This window comes from Clostridium sp. TJA038 (genome assembly GCF_058310255.1).
Genome location: NZ_JBZEFA010000001.1, coordinates 806,840 through 826,084 on the forward strand (window position 1 = coordinate 806,840; position 19,245 = coordinate 826,084).

The following is a 19,245-nucleotide window of genomic DNA, read 5'->3' on the forward strand; positions in this document are numbered from 1 at the left end:
AAGATGAAATTAGTAAAAGGAAAGGTCTCATTTATAAGAAGTATTTTTGCATGTTTTATTTTCCCTCTTGTAATCGGATACTTCTATACATATTTAAATCCAGCATGGTTTTTAACAAATCAAGGCATTGGGTTAGTTTTAGGAATATTACTTATACTTAGAGGTCTTTTTGAAAAGTCTGTAGCTAAAAATATAAGAAATGCAAAAATAAGCTTTTTAGGTGGGGGGGCTATAACTTTATATGTAATTGCAAGATATATTGGAATTTTGTAATTTATAAATAAACTTTTAATTTTAAAATAAGAATAATATTAAGTTAAAAAAGAAATGATATATTAAGGTATCATTTCTTTTTTTATTTAAAAGTATATAGTTTTATGTTTTTAAATAGGGAGAATTAGTTAAAAACTTTTTAATAAAGGTTAATTATGGTACAATTATTAAAATAAGCATATTAAAAATACCTTTTAAGGGGAGTGTGAAAGATGGATTTTAAAGAGAATAATATTTATAGCGGTTTTAAACTTTTAGACATAAAAAAAATAGATGAAATAGGCGGTTTAGCTTTAACCTTTCAACATGAAAAAACTAAGGCTAAGTTAATAAAAATATTAAGTGAAGATGATAATAAATGTTTTGCAATAGGCTTTAGAACACCACCAGAAAACAGTACTGGTGTTCCTCATATTTTAGAGCATTCAGTTTTATGTGGTTCTAGAAAATTTAATACAAAAGAGCCTTTTGTAGAACTTTTAAAGGGTTCTTTAAATACTTTTTTAAATGCAATGACCTATCCAGATAAAACAATATATCCTGTAGCATCAAGAAATGATAAAGATTTTATGAATCTTATGGATGTTTATTTAGATGCTGTGCTATATCCTAACATATATAAGCATAAAGAAATATTTATGCAAGAAGGATGGCACTATTACATAGAGAATAGAGAGGATGAATTAAAATATAATGGTGTTGTTTATAATGAAATGAAAGGGGCCTACTCTTCACCAGACTCTATACTTTATAGAGATATAGCTAAAACAATATATCCAGATACTTGTTATGCTTTATCTTCAGGAGGAGACCCTGATAAAATACCAGATTTAACTTATGAAGAATTTTTAGATTTTCATAAAAGATATTATCATCCGTCAAATTCTTATATTTTCTTATATGGAAATGGAGATACAGAAAAAGAATTAGAGTTTATAAATGAAGAATACTTAAAAAACTTTGAATATAAAAATATAGACTCAAGAATTAAGGAACAAAAAGCTTTTGCTTCTATGAAAGAAGAAGTTTTTAATTATGGTATAGCTGAAAATGAAGATTTAAATGATAAAAGTTATTATAGTTTAAATTTTGTAATTGGAGATTCTACAGAGGGAGAGCTTACTTTAGCCTTTGATATCTTAGCCTATATTTTAACTAGAAGCACAGCTGCACCTTTAAAGAAAGCTTTAATAGATTCTGGTATAGGAAAGGCAGTATCTGGAGAATTTGACAGTTCAACTAAACAATCAACTTTTGCGATATTAGTTAAAAATTCTAAATTAAACAAAGAAGAAGAATTTAAAAAGATAGTTATGAATACCTTAGAAGACTTAGTTAAAAATGGTATTGATAAGGAGCTCGTAGAAGCTTCTATAAATAGAGTAGAGTTTGAATTAAGAGAAGGAGATTTTGGCTCTTACCCTAAGGGGCTTATATACTATTTGAAAATTATGGATAGTTGGCTTTATGAAGGGGAGCCTTATGTTCATTTAGAATATGAAAAAAATCTAGAAAAAATAAAATCAGCTTTAACTAGTAATTACTTTGAGAATTTAATTGATAAATATATATTAAAAAATAATCATGCTTCTTTAGTAGCGCTTCATCCTAAAAAAGGAATAAATGAAGAAAAGGCTTTAAAACTAAAAGAAAAGCTACAGAAGATAAAAGAATCTCTTAGTGAAGAAGCTTTAGATGAAATAATAGAAAATTGTAAAAAGTTAAAAGAAAGACAAAGTACACCTGATAAAAAGGAAGATTTAGAAAGTATTCCTATGTTATCTTTAAAGGATATAGATAAAGAAGCTATAAAGATACCTGCTGAAAAGAAGGAAATAGAAAAAATCTTAACCTTACATCATGATTTTCAATGTAATAAAATAGACTATGTTAATTTTTTCTTTAAGACTAGAACAGTTTCTATGGAATTAATACCATATGTTAGCTTGTTATGTGATATTTTAGGTAAATGTGGTACAGATAATTATGATTATTCTAAATTATCAAATTCTATTAATATTAATACAGGAGGAATAAGTTTTGGTGCTATAACCTTTGCAAACTTAAAGAAAAATGATGAGTTTAATCCTTATTTAGAGGTTTCTTATAAAGCTTTAAGTAGTAAGGGAGAAAAAGCAATAGAATTAGTTTATGAAATTATAAACAAAACTAATTTAGATGATATTGATAGAATTATGCAAATAATAAATGAAAAGAAAGCTAGACTAGAAGGAGCTATTTTTGATAGTGGTCATAGAATAGCTATGAAAAAAGTTTTATCTTATTGCACTTCTAGAGGAGCCTATGATGAAAAGATAAGTGGTCTTAATTATTATGACTTTTTAGTTAATTTAGATAAAGAAGATAAGGAAACTATATGTAATAATTTAAAAAAGGTAAGAGAGTTAATATTTAATAAAAAGAATATGCTTATAAGTTATTCAGGAAGAGAAAAAGAATATGATAAATTTAAAAAAGATGTAAGCTTATTAATAAAAAATATTAGTGATAAAGAATTTGAAGAAAAAGAGTATAACTTTAATTTAGGAAATAAAAATGAAGGGCTTATTCTTCAAGGGGATGTAGATTATGTAGCTAAAGGTGGAAATTACAAAGATAAAGGATATAAATATTCAGGGGTTTTATCTTTATTAGAAAGTATTTTAGGTTTTGATTATTTATGGAATGCTGTAAGAGTTAAGGGAGGAGCTTATGGAGTTTTCTCTAACTTTAGAAGAGATGGAGGGGCTTATATAGTTTCTTATAGAGACCCTAATATAGAAAGTACTTTAGAAGCTTATGATAATATACCTAATTATTTAAATAACTTTAAGGTAGATGAGAGAGAATTAACTAAATATATAATAGGAACTATAAGAAAGTATGACCAACCAATAAGTAATGGAATAAAAGGTGATTTAGCAGTTTCTTATTATTTAAGTAATTTTACTTATGAAGATTTACAAAAAGAAAGAGAAGAAATAATAAATGCAGATTGTGAAAAAATAAAAAGTTTTGCACCTATGATTAAAGAATTAATGAAGGAAAATTATATCTGTGTTTTAGGAAATGAAGATAAAATAAAAGAAAATAAAGAGTTATTTAGTGAAATAAAAAATGTAATAAAATAATTTTTAGTATTTAAATTATCTTTATAAATTTTTAGACCTTATATTTAGAAAAAACTTCTAGATATAAGGTCTTTTTTCTTTTGTAATAAAAGACTAAAATAAAATATGATATAATATAGGTTACTGTATATAGAAAGGGAGAAATATATAAATGGATTTTGTGGCAATAGACTTTGAAACTGCTAATGAAAAAAGAAATAGTGCCTGTTCTATAGGATTAGCAATTGTTAAAAATAATAAAATAATAGAGGAAAAATATTTTTTAATAAAGCCTTGTGAAATGAGGTTTTTACCTATGAATATATGGATACATGGCATAAGACCAGAGGATGTTAAAGAGGAAAGAAATTTTAAAGAAATTTGGAAAGAAATTAGAGATTATATAGATGGAGCTTTTGTAATTGCCCATAATGCATCCTTTGATATTAGTGTTCTTAGGAAAACTTTAGATTTTTATGGTATAGAGTATCCTAATTTTAAATATGCTTGTACTGTTGTTATGGCAAAAAATTATTATAAAAACTTACCAAATCATAAATTAGGAACTGTAAGTGAAGCTTTAGGTTTTGAATTTTCTCACCATCATGCAGGAGAAGATGCAAGAGCTTGTGCTAATATTTTGATGAATATATGCAAAGATTTAGATATATCTTCAATTGAAGAACTTTCAAAAAAGTTATCTATAAGAATTGGAGAAGTATATAATGGAGGATATAAATCTTCGGGAAGATTAGGGGAGTGTAAATACTCTAGTTTTTTAAAGCTTAAAGAAAATAAGGACAACAGAAATATATTAAAGTGTAAAAATGTGGTTTTTACAGGGCCTTTAAGTTCTATGTCTAGAGGAGAAGCTATAGGAAATGTAATAAGATGTGGTGGATTTGTTAAAAATTCAGTAAGTAGAAAAACTAATTATCTAATTACAGGTATTAAGGATTTAGCAAAGTTAAAAGAAAAGGAAAAAAGTTTAAAATTAAAAAAGGCAGAAAGTTTAATAAAAGAAAATTTTGATATTAAAATAATAAGTGAAGAGGAATTTTTATCTATAATAAAATAATTTTACTTATATTTTAAATAGTTTATTTACAATAAGCTTTATTATGCTAAAATAAGTTAGTAAAATTAATTAATTTATGCAATACTAGTATTAGCTAGTAAATATTTAAGTATAAATTTTAGAGGTGATTTAATGAATAAGTTATTTACTATAAGTGGGGTAGACTTTTTTTTAGAGGATTTTCAAGATGATATAAAGGAATTTCAGGATATAATACCTATATTACAAGATTTTCAAGAGGAATTAACCTTAGAAAAAATAAATTGTACAGATAAAAATGATTGTTGTTATAAAAGTAATGAAAATTATATAGGAGAATTAGTAGGGGCCTTAACAGAAGACGATGAATTTTATTCTTTAAAGGAATTAAGAAGTAATTATGATAAATTTAAAGATGAAATTTTATATCCTTTTGGAATACAAGTTTATAAATGTACAGCCTGCAATAAATGGATTATAAATTTATTAGAGGAGTAAATTTATAATTATGGAGAAGTTTAAGGAGAGTATTAAAGGGGTAGGGCATAAGGTTTCGAGCTATTACAAGAAATTTAAGGATAAAATTATAAAGGAAAGAGATCCAAAAATAATTTTACTTTGTATTTTAGCAGTAATTTTAATGATAGTTTTCTTATATGGAAATGTAAGTAGTAAAAAGAGAGATGTAATTGAGCAACTTTCTAATTCTTTAAGCAAAGGGAATGAACGAGCTTTAAGAAATTTAATAGAGGATGGAAATAAAAATTCAGGAATAACTAAAGAAGAATTAATACCTTATATTAACTTTTTTAAAGCAGATAAAAGTAGAATTAATAAGTTAGTTTACGCTTTAGAAAATGGAGATGAGCTTTATTCTACAAAGTTAGAATCTAAAAAAGGTTTTTTTGGAGAGAAGTGGTATGTTGATATTGAAAAGAAAAATCTTTTGGTTTCATCAAATTTTCCAGAAACAAATGTATATTTAGATAATAATTTTATAGGAACTACAAATAACAGTAAAAAATTAGAGATTCCTAATATTATGCCTGGAGTTTATAAGGTTAAAGTTGAAAAAAAGGCTTATAATTCTAATTTGAAAGAGGAAAAAGAGTTTATATTGATGGATGATAATAAGGTTGATATACCTTTAAAAGGTATGCTTGTTACTATAAAGAGTACCTTTGAAGATGGTGAAGTTTACATAAATGGAGAGGATTCTGGAATAAAGGTTAGAGATTTTAAGGATGTAGGACCTTTTCCAAAGGATGGTTCTACTTATTTAACAATAAAATGTAATACTCCATGGGGAGAAATTGAAAGTGATAAAGTGTATATAAAAGATCATCCCGATTTAAATATAGAATTAAATTTAAAAGATACTGTTATAAAAGATGACGTAGAGAAGGTTGTAAAAGAATTTTATGGAAGTGTATTTCAAGCTTTAAATTCAGAAAATAAAGGCGACATAAGAGATGCTAGAGAAAATGTAAAAGATACAGTATATAATATTTTAAGTCAAAAATATTTTCTTCTAAAAAATGATTATGACATAAGCGATCTTAAAATAAAGATGGAAAATAGTACTATAGAACAAAATAAGGGAGTTTATGAGGCGAGAATTGTTGTAAATGTATCTTATAAAATAAAAAAGAAGATTTTAGGCATAGATATAAAAAGTGAATTTATGGAGAAGAACTTTTTTACTGATTTAAAATTTGAAAATGGAAAGTGGATAGTTTGTGAAGTGCAAAACTTTTCCTTACCAGGTTTAGAAAAAGATAATACTAAAGAGGGAAATAGTTAAATAAAAAAGCTATATAAAATATTTTATATAGCTTTTTTATATTTATAAAGTTATAGCAGCATCAAGGGCAACTTCCATCATTTTTGTAAAAGTAGTTTGACGTTCTTCTGATGTAGTTTCTTCAGCTGTAATTAAGTGGTCGCTTATTGTAAGTATTGTTAAAGCATTAACTCCATATTTAGCAGCTAAAGTATATAAAGCAGCTGTTTCCATTTCAACAGCTAAAGTACCAAACTTAGCCCATTGTTTCCATGCTTCTGGATTATCATTATAAAAACTATCAGCTGTAAATACACTACCAACCTTTGGGTCGTATCCTTTTTCAAAAGCTGTGTCATAAGCAGCTTTTAAAAGCTTAAATGATGCTGTAGGAGCAAAATCTAAACCATTAAATCTAACTTTATTTATTGCAGAATCAGTATGAGAAGACATAGCTAAAACTAAATCTCTAACCTTTATGTCTTCTTGCATTCCTCCTGCTGTACCTACTCTTATTAAGTTTTTAACACCATAATCTCTTATAAGCTCATTAACATAAATTGATATTGAAGGTACTCCCATACCAGTACCTTGAACTGATATTCTTTTTCCCTTATATGTTCCTGTATATCCTAACATTCCTCTAACTTCATTATAACAAATTGGGTTTTCTAAAAATGTTTCCGCTATAAATTTAGCTCTTAAAGGATCTCCTGGTAATAAAATTGTTTCAGCTATTTGACCTTCTTTTGCACCTATATGAATACTCATAAGTTACCTCCTCTTAATGTAAATGTTTTATAAGTAAATTTTATCATAAATAATGAAAAAATGCTAAAAATTATATAAATTTAAAATTAATATTAAGTAGTTAAAGAATATTTAATATGTTATATTAGTAAATAACAATTAAATTTTAAAAATCTTTTCAATATAATGAGGTGATAAATTTTGTTAAATATAGATAAAAGTGAAATAAAAGATACTTTAGAATATGAAAGTTTTGGAGAAAATGAATTTCCACTTAAATATTTAAGTGAAGAAGAGTTAAGAGAGTTAGGCTTTAAAAAAAGTTGTTGTGGAAGTTTAGGTGGATATAATAAAAAAAATCATAGGAAATGTTTAGGTTGTTCTAAAAAGGGAGGAAGTAGTTGTTGTAAAAAATAATATTTTTAAATAAAAAATACATACTCAAAGGAGTATGTATTTTTATTTTATTATTTTCTTCTTTTTGCAACTTCTATATTAACAGTTCTCTTGTTAAGTTTTTTACCCATTGATTTTTTCATTATGTTATTTACAACATCAGAATCAACATTTGCAAAGCAGAAGTTTTCTTTTATATCTATATCTCCTACTTGTTTAGGACTTATTCTAGCAGTTTCTTTTAAGAAGTTTACAAGAGTTTTAGGTGTTATACCATCTCTTCTTCCAACTGACATAAATAATCTTGTTTCATCCATTACAGGAGCTTCTATAGAATTTGATGTATAATCAAAAGAAGATTCTTTATCAAATACTATTTTTAAAAGAGCAGCAGCTACATCTACTAAACTGTAATCTTCATCTAACTGAGTAGCTATTGGAATAAATTTTTGGAAATCTTCATTAGCTTCTTCTATGGTAGATTTTACAGAGTTTATTATATTATTATGTTTATTTTGGAATATTTCATCAACTGTAGGGACAGCTTTTCTTATTATTTTACTTTTAGTATGCTTTTGAATTTGTTTAAGCATCATATATTCTTTTGGAGTAACTAAAGAGTAAGCAACTCCTTCTCTATTTGCTCTACCAGTTCTTCCGATTCTATGTACATAACTTTCGTTATCTTGTGGTAGGTCATAGTTTATAACATGAGTTACGCTTTCTACATCTATTCCTCTAGCTGCAACATCTGTAGCAACTAAGAAGTCTAAGCTACCTTCTTTAAATTTTCTTAAAGTTTGAAGTCTATGGTTTTGGCTCATATCTCCGTGCATACCTTCAACCATATATCCTCTAGCTTGCATTTTTTCTACAACTTCATCAACACCTTTTTTAGTTTTGCAGAAAATTATTGCAGCATTTGGCTCATCAAAATCTAAAACTCTACAAAGAGTTTCAAATCTATCTCTATGTTTTATTTCGAAATAAAATTGCTCTATTTTTGAAACTGTTAAAGAACTTTTCTTTATTGCGATGTGCTTTGTATCTTCTTTCATGTAATTTCTAGCTAATTTCTTAATTTGTGGAGGCATAGTAGCAGAGAATAAAAGTGTTTGTCTATCAGTTTTTAAGGATTTAACAATTTCTTCTAAATCATCAATAAATCCCATGTTTAACATTTCATCAGCTTCATCTAAAACTAAGAAGCCTATATCATTAAGAGGTAAACTCTTTCTTCTTATTAAATCTAGCACTCTACCTGGTGTTCCAACAACTATGTCAACGCCATTTTTTAATGCTCTTATTTGTCTATCTATTGGTTGGCCACCATATATTGGTAAAACAGAAAGCTTTTCATGTTTTCCAAGTCTTACAAGTTCTTCGTTAACTTGTATAGCAAGCTCTCTAGTTGGTGCTAAAATAAGTGCTTTTGGAGATTTTTTCTTTCCAGAAAAATTCGCATTATTTATTATGGCACATCCAAAAGCAGCTGTTTTACCAGTACCAGTTTGAGCTTGACCGATTATATCGTGTCCTTCTAGGGCTACAGGAATACTTTCAGCTTGTATTTGGGATGGTTCTTCAAATCCCATATCTTTTATAGCTTTAAGTAAGCTTTCCTTAAGACCTAAGTCGTCAAATTTTATATTGTTCATTCTTTATCCTCTTTCTTTTTGTATATTTTTAGTTTTTAAAATTTATTTTATTTTTAAAATTCTCACAATCAAACAAAGCTTATCATAACATAGTATCTCCATATAAGCAAATGGTATTATTTAAAATAAAAATTTAAAGAGTTTATTTAAATGTTTACTATAAGGTATAATAATGAAAAGAAAATAGGAAAGGAGAATTTAATTTGGAAGTTGGAATTTCTTCAGCATGTTTTTATCCAGATTTTGAATTGGAAAAATCCATAAAGATAATGAAGAATTTAGGTTTTAATAGTGGAGAATTATTTTTAAACACATATTTTGAATATGGAGAAGAATTTTTAGAAAGATTAATTTATGAAAAGAATAGATATAATTTTAATATAAAATCAGTACATTTTTTTTCATCTATGTATGAGCCATATTTATTTGATAAATATGAAAGAAGAAGAAAAGATGCCTTAGAAATTTTTAAAAGTATATGTAAAGCTACTAATAAATTAGGTGCATCCTCTTATACCTTTCATGGAATGAAAAAAGAAGGCTATAAAGATATAAATAAAAAGAGAGTTTTAGATATATACAATGAATTAAATTATATAGCTAGAGAAAATAACATATATTTGTCACAGGAAAATGTTTCTTGGTGTATGTCTTCAGATTTAGATTTTTTAAAATATATAAAAGAGAATTTAAAATATGATATGAAGTTTACCTTTGATATAAAACAGGCCTATAAAAGTTTTGAAGAACCTTTAAAATATATAGATATAATGGGTAAGGATTTAATAAATTTTCATATAAATGATAGAGATGAGAAAAATATTTGTCTTCTTCCAGGAAAGGGTAAAGTTGATTATAAAAGTATAATTAAAGGACTTAAAAAAATAGACTATAAAGGGCCATTAATAATAGAAGTTTATAGAGAGAATTTTAAAAATTACGAAGAATTAAAAGTTGTTAAAGATTTTATAGAAAAAAAACTACTATTATGATAAAATGTATAAATGTAAGAATAAAATAAAAGAAATATTTGATAAAAAAAGAAATTATATGTTATAATTGCCTAGGTTAATTCACAATTTAGGAATTAAAAGGCTATTTACAGGAGGAATATACAATGGAAGCTAAAATGAACAAAATAGACACAAACCTTGTTGAATTAGAAATTAAAGTTGATGCTAAGGACTTTAACGAGGCCTTAAAGAAATCTTATAATAAAAACTCAAAGAAGTTTAACGTACCAGGATTCAGAAAAGGAAAAGTTCCAATGAACATGGTAAAAAAATTCTATGGAGTTGAAGTTTTATTTGATGATGCTATAAATACTTGTATAGATAAAACATATGGAGTTGCTTTAGATGAAAACAACATAAAGCCTGTTGATTATCCACAAATAGAAGTAGTAGAGGTTGGAGAAGGAAAAGACTTAATATATAAAGCAAAAGTTACAACTTATCCAGAAGTTACTTTAGGAGATTATAAAGGATTAGAAGTTGAAGAAGTATCTTATGAAGTAAATGATGAAGATATAGAAAAGCAATTAGCTGATATGCAAGCTAGAAACGCTAGAGTTGAAACTAAAGAAGAAGGAACAGTTGAAAATGGAAATATAGCTGTTATCGACTTTAAAGGATTTATAGACGGTGTAGCATTTGAAGGTGGAGAAGGAAAAGATTATCCATTAGAAATAGGTTCAGGAAGTTTCATAGATAACTTTGAAGAACAATTAGTTGGCTTAAAGGTTGGAGAAAGTAAAGAAGTTAATGTAACATTCCCAGAAGCTTACGGAAGAGAAGAGTTAAATGGTAAACCAGCTAAATTTGATGTTACTGTAAAAGAAATCAAAGTTAAAGAATTACCAGAGTTAGATGATGAGTTTGCTAAAGAAGTTTCAGAGTTTGATACATTAGAAGAATTAAAAGCTAACTTAAAAGAAAAAGCTAAAAAAGCTAATGAATTAAGAGCTAAGAGAGAAATGGAAGAAAAAGTTATAAACACTGTAGTTGATAACGCAAAAGTAGAAATTCCAGAAGCTATGATAAACAGAGAAGTTGACAACATGGTAAGAGATTTAGAAGTAAGATTAGGACAACAAGGCTTAAGCTTAGCTCAATACTATGAGTTTACTGGAAGCACTGAAGAAAAAATGAGATCTTACATGAAAGAAAATGCTGAAAGAAAAGTAAAAACTGACTTAGTTATGAATGCTATAACTGAAAAAGAAGCTATAGAAGCTACTGAAGAAGAGTTAAAAGCTAAAGCTGAAGAAGTTGCTAAAATGTATGCAAATGGAGCAGAAACTGAGAAAATGGTAGACTTATTATTAAACGCTCAAAGAGCTGCTTTAGAGTTAGATGTTAAAAGAGAAAAAACTTTAAAAATGTTATTTGAAGCTTTAAAATAATAAATAAATTAACTTTCAGATAATTGCCAGGAAATATTTCTTGGCAATTATTTTAAAATTAAAAGTTTATTTAGAAAAAGACTAATTAACAAATCTTTATTTTTTTTATATAATAATTATGATAATGTATGTTTTTTATAAATATATGGCAATATTATAATTAGAGTTTTTTTAAAAGGAGGGAATTTAATGAGCAATTTAGTGCCTATGGTAGTTGAACAAACAAGTAAAGGTGAAAGAAGTTATGATATATTCTCAAGATTATTAAAAGATAGAATAATAATGTTAAGTGGAGAGGTAAATGACGTAACGGCTAATCTTGTTGTTGCACAACTATTATTTTTAGAAAGTGAAGACCCTGATAAAGATATATATCTTTACATAAATTCACCAGGAGGTTCTATAACTTCTGGTATGGCAATTTATGATACTATGCAATATATAAAGCCTGATGTATCTACAATTTGTATAGGTATGGCTGCTTCTATGGGAGCCTTTTTATTATCTTCAGGGGCAAAGGGTAAGAGATTTGCACTTCCAAATGCTGAGATTATGATACACCAACCTTTAGGTGGATTCCAAGGTCAAGCTACTGATATAGATATTCATGCAAAGAGAATATTAAAAATAAAAGATAAATTAAATCAAATTTTAAGTGAAAATACAAATAAACCTCTTGAAAAAATAAAAGTGGATGTGGAAAGAGATTACTTTATGGAAGCATCAGAAGCAGTAGAATATGGATTAATAGATAAAGTTATAGAAAGAAAATAATTTATAGCTTAAATCTTATGGAAAGTTGAGGTGGATAAGATGGGAAAATTTGAAGATAAGAAGCAATTAAGATGTTCTTTTTGTGGTAAAAGTCAGGAGCAAGTTAAAAGATTAATAGCAGGTCCTGGAGTATATATATGTGATGAATGTATAGAGCTTTGTTCAGAAATTATAGAGGATGAATTTGAAGGCAATACAGAAACATCACCATTAGAAGCTAGCAACCTTCCAAAGCCACAGGAAATAAAAAGTTATTTAGATCAATATGTTGTTGGTCAAGAAAGAGCTAAAAAATCATTAGCAGTAGCTGTTTATAATCATTATAAAAGAATAAATGCAAACAAATCAGAAGATGAAGTTGAATTACAAAAGAGTAATATACTTTTACTAGGACCTACAGGTTCAGGTAAAACTTTACTTGCACAAACCCTTGCTAAAATGTTAAATGTACCATTTGCAATAGCTGATGCTACAACATTAACAGAAGCTGGTTATGTTGGTGAAGATGTTGAAAATATACTTTTAAAGTTAATTCAAAATGCAGATTATGATGTTGAGAAGGCTGAAAAAGGTATAATATATATAGATGAGATTGATAAAATAGCTAGAAAATCAGAAAATCCATCTATTACAAGAGATGTTTCAGGAGAAGGTGTTCAACAAGCCTTATTAAAAATTTTAGAAGGAACAACTGCTTCAGTACCGCCACAAGGAGGTAGAAAACATCCACATCAAGAGTTTATACAAATAAACACTTCAAATATTTTATTTATATGTGGTGGAGCTTTTGATGGAATAGATAAGATAATTGAAAAAAGAGAAACTAAAAGTTCTATAGGCTTTGGAGCTGATGTTAAGGGTAAAAATGAAAAGAATGTTGGCGAACTTTTAAAAGATATAATGCCTGGAGATTTATTAAAATTTGGATTAATACCTGAATTTGTAGGAAGATTACCAGTTTTAGTAACTTTAGAAGCCTTAGATAATGAAGCTTTAGTAAGCATATTAACAAAGCCAAAGAATGCTTTAGTTAAGCAGTATAAAAAGTTATTTGAATTAGATAATGTAAAGCTAGAGTTTACAGAAGGGGCTTTAAAAGCAATTGCAGATGAAGCTATAAGTAGAAATACAGGGGCTAGAGGTTTAAGAGCTATAGTAGAAGAAACTATGATGGATATAATGTTTGATATTCCTTCAGATGAAAATATAGTAAAAGCTACTATAACAGAAGAAACTATAAAAGATAAGAAGCCACCAATAATTGAAAGACTTCCAGAAGGTGAAGTTAGACCAAATTTAGTAGCTGAGAAAAAAAGTAAGAGTAAAAAAGATATAGAAACAGCTTAATTTTAAAAGATGCATAGTAATTGTGCATCTTTTTTTATTTATAGTTTTTTGTGGAATATACTCATAAATTTAGGAGAATACTAAGCCTAAGAAAGGATGGTATTTAATATGAATATATATACATTTATGTTATTTTTACAAGTATTAATGTCAATTTTTTTCTATATCTACATGACAAAATCATTTTCTAATAAAAAAAATAATAAAAACATTTTAAAAAAAGAAAATGAAAAAGAGATGGAAAAGTTAAATAATTTAAAGAAAATAAAATTAACAGAGCCTTTAACTGAAAAAAGTAGACCTAATAATTTATATGAAGTAATAGGGCAAGAAAAGGGAATAAGAGCACTTAAAGCAGCACTTTGTGGGCCAAATCCACAGCATGTAATAATATATGGACCTCCAGGGGTTGGTAAAACTGCAGCTGCTAGAATTATTTTAGAAGAAGCTAAAAATATTGTTTCTTCTCCTTTTGATAGAGAATCTAAATTTGTAGAGATAGATGCAACTACTTTAAGATTTGATGAAAGAGGAATTGCAGACCCCTTAATAGGTTCTGTGCATGACCCAATATATCAAGGAGCTGGAGATTTAGGCATTAAAGGAGTACCACAACCTAAAGTTGGAGCAGTAACTAGAGCACATGGAGGGATGCTTTTTATAGATGAGATTGGAGAACTTCATCCTATTGAGCTTAATAAGCTTCTTAAAGTATTAGAGGATAGAAAGGTATTTTTAGACTCAGCTTATTATAGTTCAGAAGATCCAAATACTCCTCCTTATATAAAGGAAATTTTTGAAAAAGGACTACCAGCTGATTTTAGGTTAATAGGAGCAACAACAAGAAGTCCAGAAGAAATAGCTCCTGCTATAAGATCAAGGTGTGTAGAGATATTTTTTAAAGCCTTAAGTTTTGAGGAAATTAAAAAAATTGCATCAAATGCAACAAGAAAGGTTGGATATAGAATAAGTGATGAAGGGCTTAATATAGTTTCAAAGTATTGTACAAATGGAAGAGAGGTTATTAATTTAATTCAATTATGTTCAGGACTTGCAATGAATGACAATAGAGATTACATAAAAGAAGAAGATATTTACTGGGTAATTGAAAATGGTCAGTATAATCCTAGGGTAGAGAAGAAAATTTTAGAAGAACCTGAAATAGGTTGTGTTAATGGCTTAGCTGTTTATGGAACAAATAATGGTATATTAATGGAAATAGAAGCTACAGCTAAGGAAGTTAAAAAAGGAAGAGGAAATTTAAAGATAACAGGAATAGTCGAACAAGAAGAATTAGGAGAAGGAAATAAAAAAATAAGAAGAAAGAGTACAGCTTATTGTTCAGTGCAAAATGTTTTAACTGCATTAGATAATTTGTATAATTTAAATACAAAAGATTATAATATACATATTAATTTTCCAGGAGGTATTCCTATTGATGGCTCATCAGCTGGAATTAGTATAGCTACAGCTATATATAGTGCAATTAAAAACCTTCCTGTAAATAATAAAATAGCTATGACAGGAGAGATATCAATAAAAGGAAGAGTTAAGGCTATAGGAGGAGTAAATGCTAAAATATTAGCAGCTAAAAGGGCAGGAGCTAGTACTGTTATTTTACCAAAAGAAAATTTAGCTAATGTAAATAAAGAAATAGAAGGAATTTCTATAGTTTATGTTAAAAATTTAGAAGAGGTTTTAAATAAAAGTATTTTAATAGAAGATAAAATAAATAGTGATTTAATATTTAATGAAAATATAGCATTTTTAGGAGCAAGTTCTTTAGAGGCAAAATCATAAAATAAAGCTAGCACTTTAAGTGTTAGCTTTATTTTGTGATTTTAAATAAGCTTGAAAAAAACTTATAATATGTGTATACTTGATAAAGACTATATATTTATACATAGTTATTAAATTTTTTTGGAGGGGATATTTATGAAAGAAGATAAATTAATTCTTCCTTTAATTCCTCTAAGAGGGTTAACCGTATTTCCTAGTATGGTTATATACTTTGATGTTGGTAGAAAAAAATCAATAGAGGCTGTTGAAAGAGCTATGGCTGAAAATCAAAAGATATTTTTAGCAGCTCAAAAAAATATTGATGTTGAAAATCCAAGTGAAGATGACATCTTTAACATAGGTACAATATGTGAAATAAAACAAATTGTAAAAATGCCAAAGGATACTATAAGAGTTTTAGTAGAAGGTATCAAAAGAGCAAAGATAGATGAATTCTTTGAAAAAGAGGAATTATTTGAAGTAGAAATAAAAGAAGTCGAAATAGATAAAGATGACAATGAAGAAGAACTTGAGGCTTTATCAAGAAAATTAAAGGATGATTTTTTCGAACTTTTAGATATTACATCAGGTAATGGTGTATCTAATGCAGATTTATTTGACAATTTAGAAGATGAAAAAGATGTAGAAAAGGTAACAGATTTAATATCTGCATATACTCTTATGAAACAAGAGGACAAGCAGGATATACTTCAAACTTTAAATTTAAAAGAAAGAATTGAAAAATTAATATTTTATGTTAAGCAAGAAATTGAAATAGCTAAAATAGAGAAGAAAATAGGTTCTAAAGTAAAAAAGAAATTAGATAATGGGCAAAAAGAATATTATTTAAGAGAGCAAATTAAAGTTATTCAAGAAGAACTTGGAGAAGAGGATGAAAATAAGAAGGCTATAATTGAATTTGAAAAAATTATTAAAGAAAAAAAACTTCCTAAGGATGTAAAGGAAAAAGCCTTATATGAAATATCAAAGCTTAAATCATCATCTCCATACTCTCAAGAAGGTGGAGTTATAAGAACTTATCTAGAAAATTTATTAGATATGCCTTGGGGAGAATTTACTAAGGATACTTTAAATATAAAAGAAGCAAGAAAAATTTTAGATAAGGACCATTATGGCTTAAAGGATGTAAAGGATAGAATTTTAGAATATTTAGCTGTTAAACAAATAAGTAATTCACTAAAGGGGCCTATAATTTGTTTAGTTGGTCCTCCAGGAGTTGGAAAAACTTCGATTGCTAAAAGTGTATCTAAGGCATTAAGTAGAAAGTTTGTAAGAATGTCTTTAGGTGGAGTTAGGGATGAAGCTGATATAAGAGGACATAGAAGAACTTATGTTGGTGCAATTCCAGGAAGAATTGTTACTGGGTTAAAAGAAGCTAAAAGTATGAATCCAGTATTTTTATTAGATGAAATAGATAAATTAGGTATGGATTTTAAAGGAAATCCAGCAGATGCTTTGTTAGAGGTGTTTGATAAAGAACAAAATAAGACTTTTAGAGACCATTATTTAGAAGTAGATGTTGATTTATCTCAAGTTTTATTTATAACAACTGCGAACTCTTTAGAAGGTATTCCAAGACCTCTTTTAGATAGAATGGAATTAATAGAAGTATCAGGATATACTTATGAAGAAAAATTTAAAATTGCTAAAAGATATTTAGTTCCAAAGGTTTTAAAAGAACATGGTGTAACTAAAGAACAAATAAAAATATCTGATTCTTCTTTAAAGCTTATAATAGATAGTTATACAAGAGAATCTGGAGTTAGAAATCTTCAAAGACAAATAGCTAATGTTATAAGAAAAGGAATAAGGGATATAATAGAAAAAGATAAGAAAACATTAACTATATCAACTAAATTAGTTGAAAAATATTTAGGCCCAAAAATCTTTAGCTATGATGAAATTGATAGGGAAGATAAAGTTGGAGTAGTTACAGGAATGGCTTGGACAGCTTATGGTGGAGATACATTGCCTGTAGAAGTAGTAGTTATGGATGGTAAAGGTAGATTAGAACTTACAGGACAACTTGGCGATGTAATGAAAGAATCTGCAAAAGCGGCATATTCCTATGTTAGAGCTAATATGAAAAAATTAGGAATAAAAGATGAATTTTATTCAGACAAGGATATTCATATACATGCACCAGAGGGAGCAGTTCCTAAGGATGGTCCTTCAGCGGGGGTTACTATGACTACTGCGTTAGTATCGGCATTAACTAATAAAAAGGTTAAGCATAATGTTGCTATGACTGGTGAAATAACCTTAACTGGAAAAGTTTTAGCTATTGGTGGGTTAAAAGAAAAATGTTTAGCAGCAAGAAGAGTTGGAATTGATACAGTTATAGTTCCTAAAGAAAATGAAAAAGATGTACTTAAACTTCCTAAAATAGTTAAAGATAGTTTAAATATAATACTTGCAGAGAAAATTGATGATGTATTAGAAAATGCATTGGTTGGAGTGAAAAAATAATGAAAATAAAAAGTTCTGAATTTATAATATCAGCAGTTAAGAGAGAACAGTATCCTACTGATAATTTACCTGAGATAGCCTTTGTAGGTAGATCAAATGTTGGTAAATCTTCTATAATTAACTCCTTAACTAATAGAAGAGGATTAGCAAAGGTAAGTCAAACACCAGGTAAAACTAGATTAATAAATTTCTTCCTATTAAATAAAGATTTTTATTTAGTTGATTTACCTGGATATGGATATGCAAAGGTATCTAAAAAGGAAAAAGCATCTTGGGGTGCTACAATAGAGAGATACTTATTAAATAGAGCTCCGTTAAAGAAGGTTGTTTTATTAGTTGATTGCAGACATAAACCTACTGCTGATGATGTTCAAATGTATGAGTGGATAAAGCATTATGGATATGAAGTTGTAGTTATTGCTACAAAAAGTGATAAAATATCTAATAATCAAATAGGGAAAAGTGAGAAGCTTATTAAAGAAACTTTAGGGTTACCAAAAGATTATAAGCTTAAGTTTTTCTCTTCACTAAATAAAAAAGGAAAAGATGAACTTGTAGATTATCTTTTTGATGATTTAGTTAATGAAGAGTAAGTAGATAATAAAAAGAAGTTATGAAATTTAATTTTCATAACTTCTTTTTTATTTTAGAAATTATATGTTTTAAAAAATAAATTTATTACAAAAAGTAGAAAAAATTACAAAAATATGTGTCAAAAAAATATTATTAGAATAGTATGTAGTATAAAGAAAATAAATGGAGGTTAAGATTTATGGAATTAAATGAAATCTTAGATGGAATGACAAGAGATAATTGCTGTAATAAGGGTTATGGAAATTCTTTTGATAATTGTGGAACAGTTGGAGGAAATAATAATTGTGCACCTTTCCCTAATAATTGTGGAGGCTTTGGAAACAACTTTGGCTTTGGTGGAGGCTTTAACTCTTTAATTTGGTTATTCTTATTATGTGGCGGTTTTGGTGGAAATAGTGGTTTTGGAAATAGATGTTGCTGTGATGAGGATTGTTGCTGTGGAAATAGAAATAGTGGCTTTGGTTGTAACTCTATAATATGGATAATAATTTTATCAACTTTATGGGGTGGTTCTTCAAACAACTGTGGAAATAATAATGGAAATGGATTTTTAGGAAACTGTGGATGCTAATTTAAAATAAAATAATAAGAAAGGAGATATTTAAAATGAGCAAGAAGAGAAAATGTTGTTGTAGAGAAAATAATGTTAAAGATAATAGATGTAATGGAATGGATGCTTGTACAGTATTACCAACTCTTTTAATATTACAAAACTCAGGATTATTATGTAATGATAGAGCATATATCTTAATTTTATTATCATTATTATGTGGTGGATTTAATTCTTGTGGAAGTAACAATAAGTGTTGCTAAAGTAAAAAGGAGTGAAT

17 protein-coding genes are annotated in these 19,245 nt (G+C 27.4%); 15 read left to right on the forward strand and 2 right to left on the reverse strand.

The window, feature by feature from the left end:
- Positions 1 to 3 precede the first annotated feature (3 nt).
- From AC4FQV_RS03845 to AC4FQV_RS03865, 5 genes are all read left to right on the forward strand, one after another.
- Positions 4 to 273 (forward strand): hypothetical protein, encoded by a 270-nt coding sequence (locus AC4FQV_RS03845; protein ID WP_491138713.1) that lies wholly within the window; start codon positions 4 to 6, stop codon positions 271 to 273.
- 212 nt (positions 274 to 485) lie between these two features.
- A complete protein-coding gene (locus AC4FQV_RS03850) occupies positions 486 to 3,404 on the forward strand; it encodes an insulinase family protein (RefSeq protein WP_491164536.1) in 2,919 nt (972 codons plus the stop codon).
- 151 nt (positions 3,405 to 3,555) lie between these two features.
- Positions 3,556 to 4,461, forward strand: a complete 906-nt coding sequence (locus tag AC4FQV_RS03855; RefSeq protein WP_491164539.1) for an exonuclease domain-containing protein — start codon at positions 3,556 to 3,558, stop codon at positions 4,459 to 4,461.
- A 132-nt stretch (positions 4,462 to 4,593) separates the two neighbouring features.
- A complete protein-coding gene (locus tag AC4FQV_RS03860) occupies positions 4,594 to 4,938 on the forward strand; it encodes a hypothetical protein (RefSeq protein WP_491138708.1) in 345 nt (114 codons plus the stop codon).
- A gap of 10 nt (positions 4,939 to 4,948) precedes the next feature.
- Positions 4,949 to 6,244, forward strand: coding sequence for a zinc ribbon domain-containing protein (locus AC4FQV_RS03865; protein WP_491164541.1), 1,296 nt, complete (start codon positions 4,949 to 4,951; stop codon positions 6,242 to 6,244).
- A gap of 42 nt (positions 6,245 to 6,286) precedes the next feature.
- On the opposite strand, the gene deoD is transcribed toward AC4FQV_RS03865, so the two are convergent.
- Positions 6,287 to 6,994: a purine-nucleoside phosphorylase gene (gene deoD / locus AC4FQV_RS03870; RefSeq protein WP_491164543.1), complete on the reverse strand. Its 708-nt coding sequence runs from the start codon at positions 6,992 to 6,994 to the stop codon at positions 6,287 to 6,289.
- Between the two features lie 180 nt (positions 6,995 to 7,174).
- Here deoD and AC4FQV_RS03875 point away from each other — a divergent pair, with 180 nt between their 5' ends.
- Positions 7,175 to 7,390 carry a hypothetical protein gene (locus AC4FQV_RS03875; protein ID WP_491164545.1) on the forward strand — a complete coding sequence of 72 codons (216 nt, stop codon included), beginning with the start codon at positions 7,175 to 7,177 and terminating at the stop codon, positions 7,388 to 7,390.
- Between the two features lie 50 nt (positions 7,391 to 7,440).
- Here the strand turns inward: AC4FQV_RS03875 and AC4FQV_RS03880 are convergent, their stop codons facing one another.
- The gene (locus AC4FQV_RS03880; RefSeq protein WP_491164547.1) at positions 7,441 to 9,027 is read right to left on the reverse strand and encodes a DEAD/DEAH box helicase; all 1,587 of its coding nucleotides are present in this window, start codon (positions 9,025 to 9,027) and stop codon (positions 7,441 to 7,443) included.
- Positions 9,028 to 9,230: 203 nt separating this feature from the next.
- On the opposite strand from AC4FQV_RS03880, the gene AC4FQV_RS03885 reads away from it, so the two are divergent.
- The 9 genes from AC4FQV_RS03885 to AC4FQV_RS03925 all read left to right on the forward strand — a co-directional run bounded on the left by AC4FQV_RS03885 (position 9,231) and on the right by AC4FQV_RS03925 (position 19,228).
- A complete protein-coding gene (locus tag AC4FQV_RS03885) occupies positions 9,231 to 10,019 on the forward strand; it encodes a sugar phosphate isomerase/epimerase family protein (RefSeq protein ID WP_491164548.1) in 789 nt (262 codons plus the stop codon).
- A gap of 125 nt (positions 10,020 to 10,144) precedes the next feature.
- Positions 10,145 to 11,431: a trigger factor gene (tig, locus tag AC4FQV_RS03890; protein WP_491138700.1), complete on the forward strand. Its 1,287-nt coding sequence runs from the start codon at positions 10,145 to 10,147 to the stop codon at positions 11,429 to 11,431.
- Positions 11,432 to 11,620: 189 nt separating this feature from the next.
- A complete protein-coding gene (gene clpP / locus AC4FQV_RS03895) occupies positions 11,621 to 12,205 on the forward strand; it encodes an ATP-dependent Clp endopeptidase proteolytic subunit ClpP (protein ID WP_491138698.1) in 585 nt (194 codons plus the stop codon).
- A gap of 39 nt (positions 12,206 to 12,244) precedes the next feature.
- Positions 12,245 to 13,552, forward strand: coding sequence for an ATP-dependent Clp protease ATP-binding subunit ClpX (gene clpX, locus AC4FQV_RS03900; RefSeq protein WP_491138697.1), 1,308 nt, complete (start codon positions 12,245 to 12,247; stop codon positions 13,550 to 13,552).
- Between the two features lie 108 nt (positions 13,553 to 13,660).
- A complete protein-coding gene (gene lonB / locus AC4FQV_RS03905; RefSeq protein ID WP_491164550.1) occupies positions 13,661 to 15,352 on the forward strand; it encodes an ATP-dependent protease LonB in 1,692 nt (563 codons plus the stop codon).
- A gap of 135 nt (positions 15,353 to 15,487) precedes the next feature.
- Positions 15,488 to 17,821, forward strand: coding sequence for an endopeptidase La (gene lon / locus AC4FQV_RS03910; RefSeq protein ID WP_491164552.1), 2,334 nt, complete (start codon positions 15,488 to 15,490; stop codon positions 17,819 to 17,821).
- Positions 17,821 to 18,414, forward strand: a complete 594-nt coding sequence (gene yihA / locus AC4FQV_RS03915) for a ribosome biogenesis GTP-binding protein YihA/YsxC (RefSeq protein WP_491138693.1) — start codon at positions 17,821 to 17,823, stop codon at positions 18,412 to 18,414. Before lon ends, yihA begins: the two co-directional genes overlap by 1 nt.
- Before the next feature lie 179 nt (positions 18,415 to 18,593).
- Positions 18,594 to 18,986: a hypothetical protein gene (locus tag AC4FQV_RS03920; protein ID WP_491138692.1), complete on the forward strand. Its 393-nt coding sequence runs from the start codon at positions 18,594 to 18,596 to the stop codon at positions 18,984 to 18,986.
- A 35-nt stretch (positions 18,987 to 19,021) separates the two neighbouring features.
- Positions 19,022 to 19,228 (forward strand): hypothetical protein, encoded by a 207-nt coding sequence (locus tag AC4FQV_RS03925; protein WP_491164554.1) that lies wholly within the window; start codon positions 19,022 to 19,024, stop codon positions 19,226 to 19,228.
- The last annotated feature ends 17 nt before the right edge of the window (positions 19,229 to 19,245 follow it).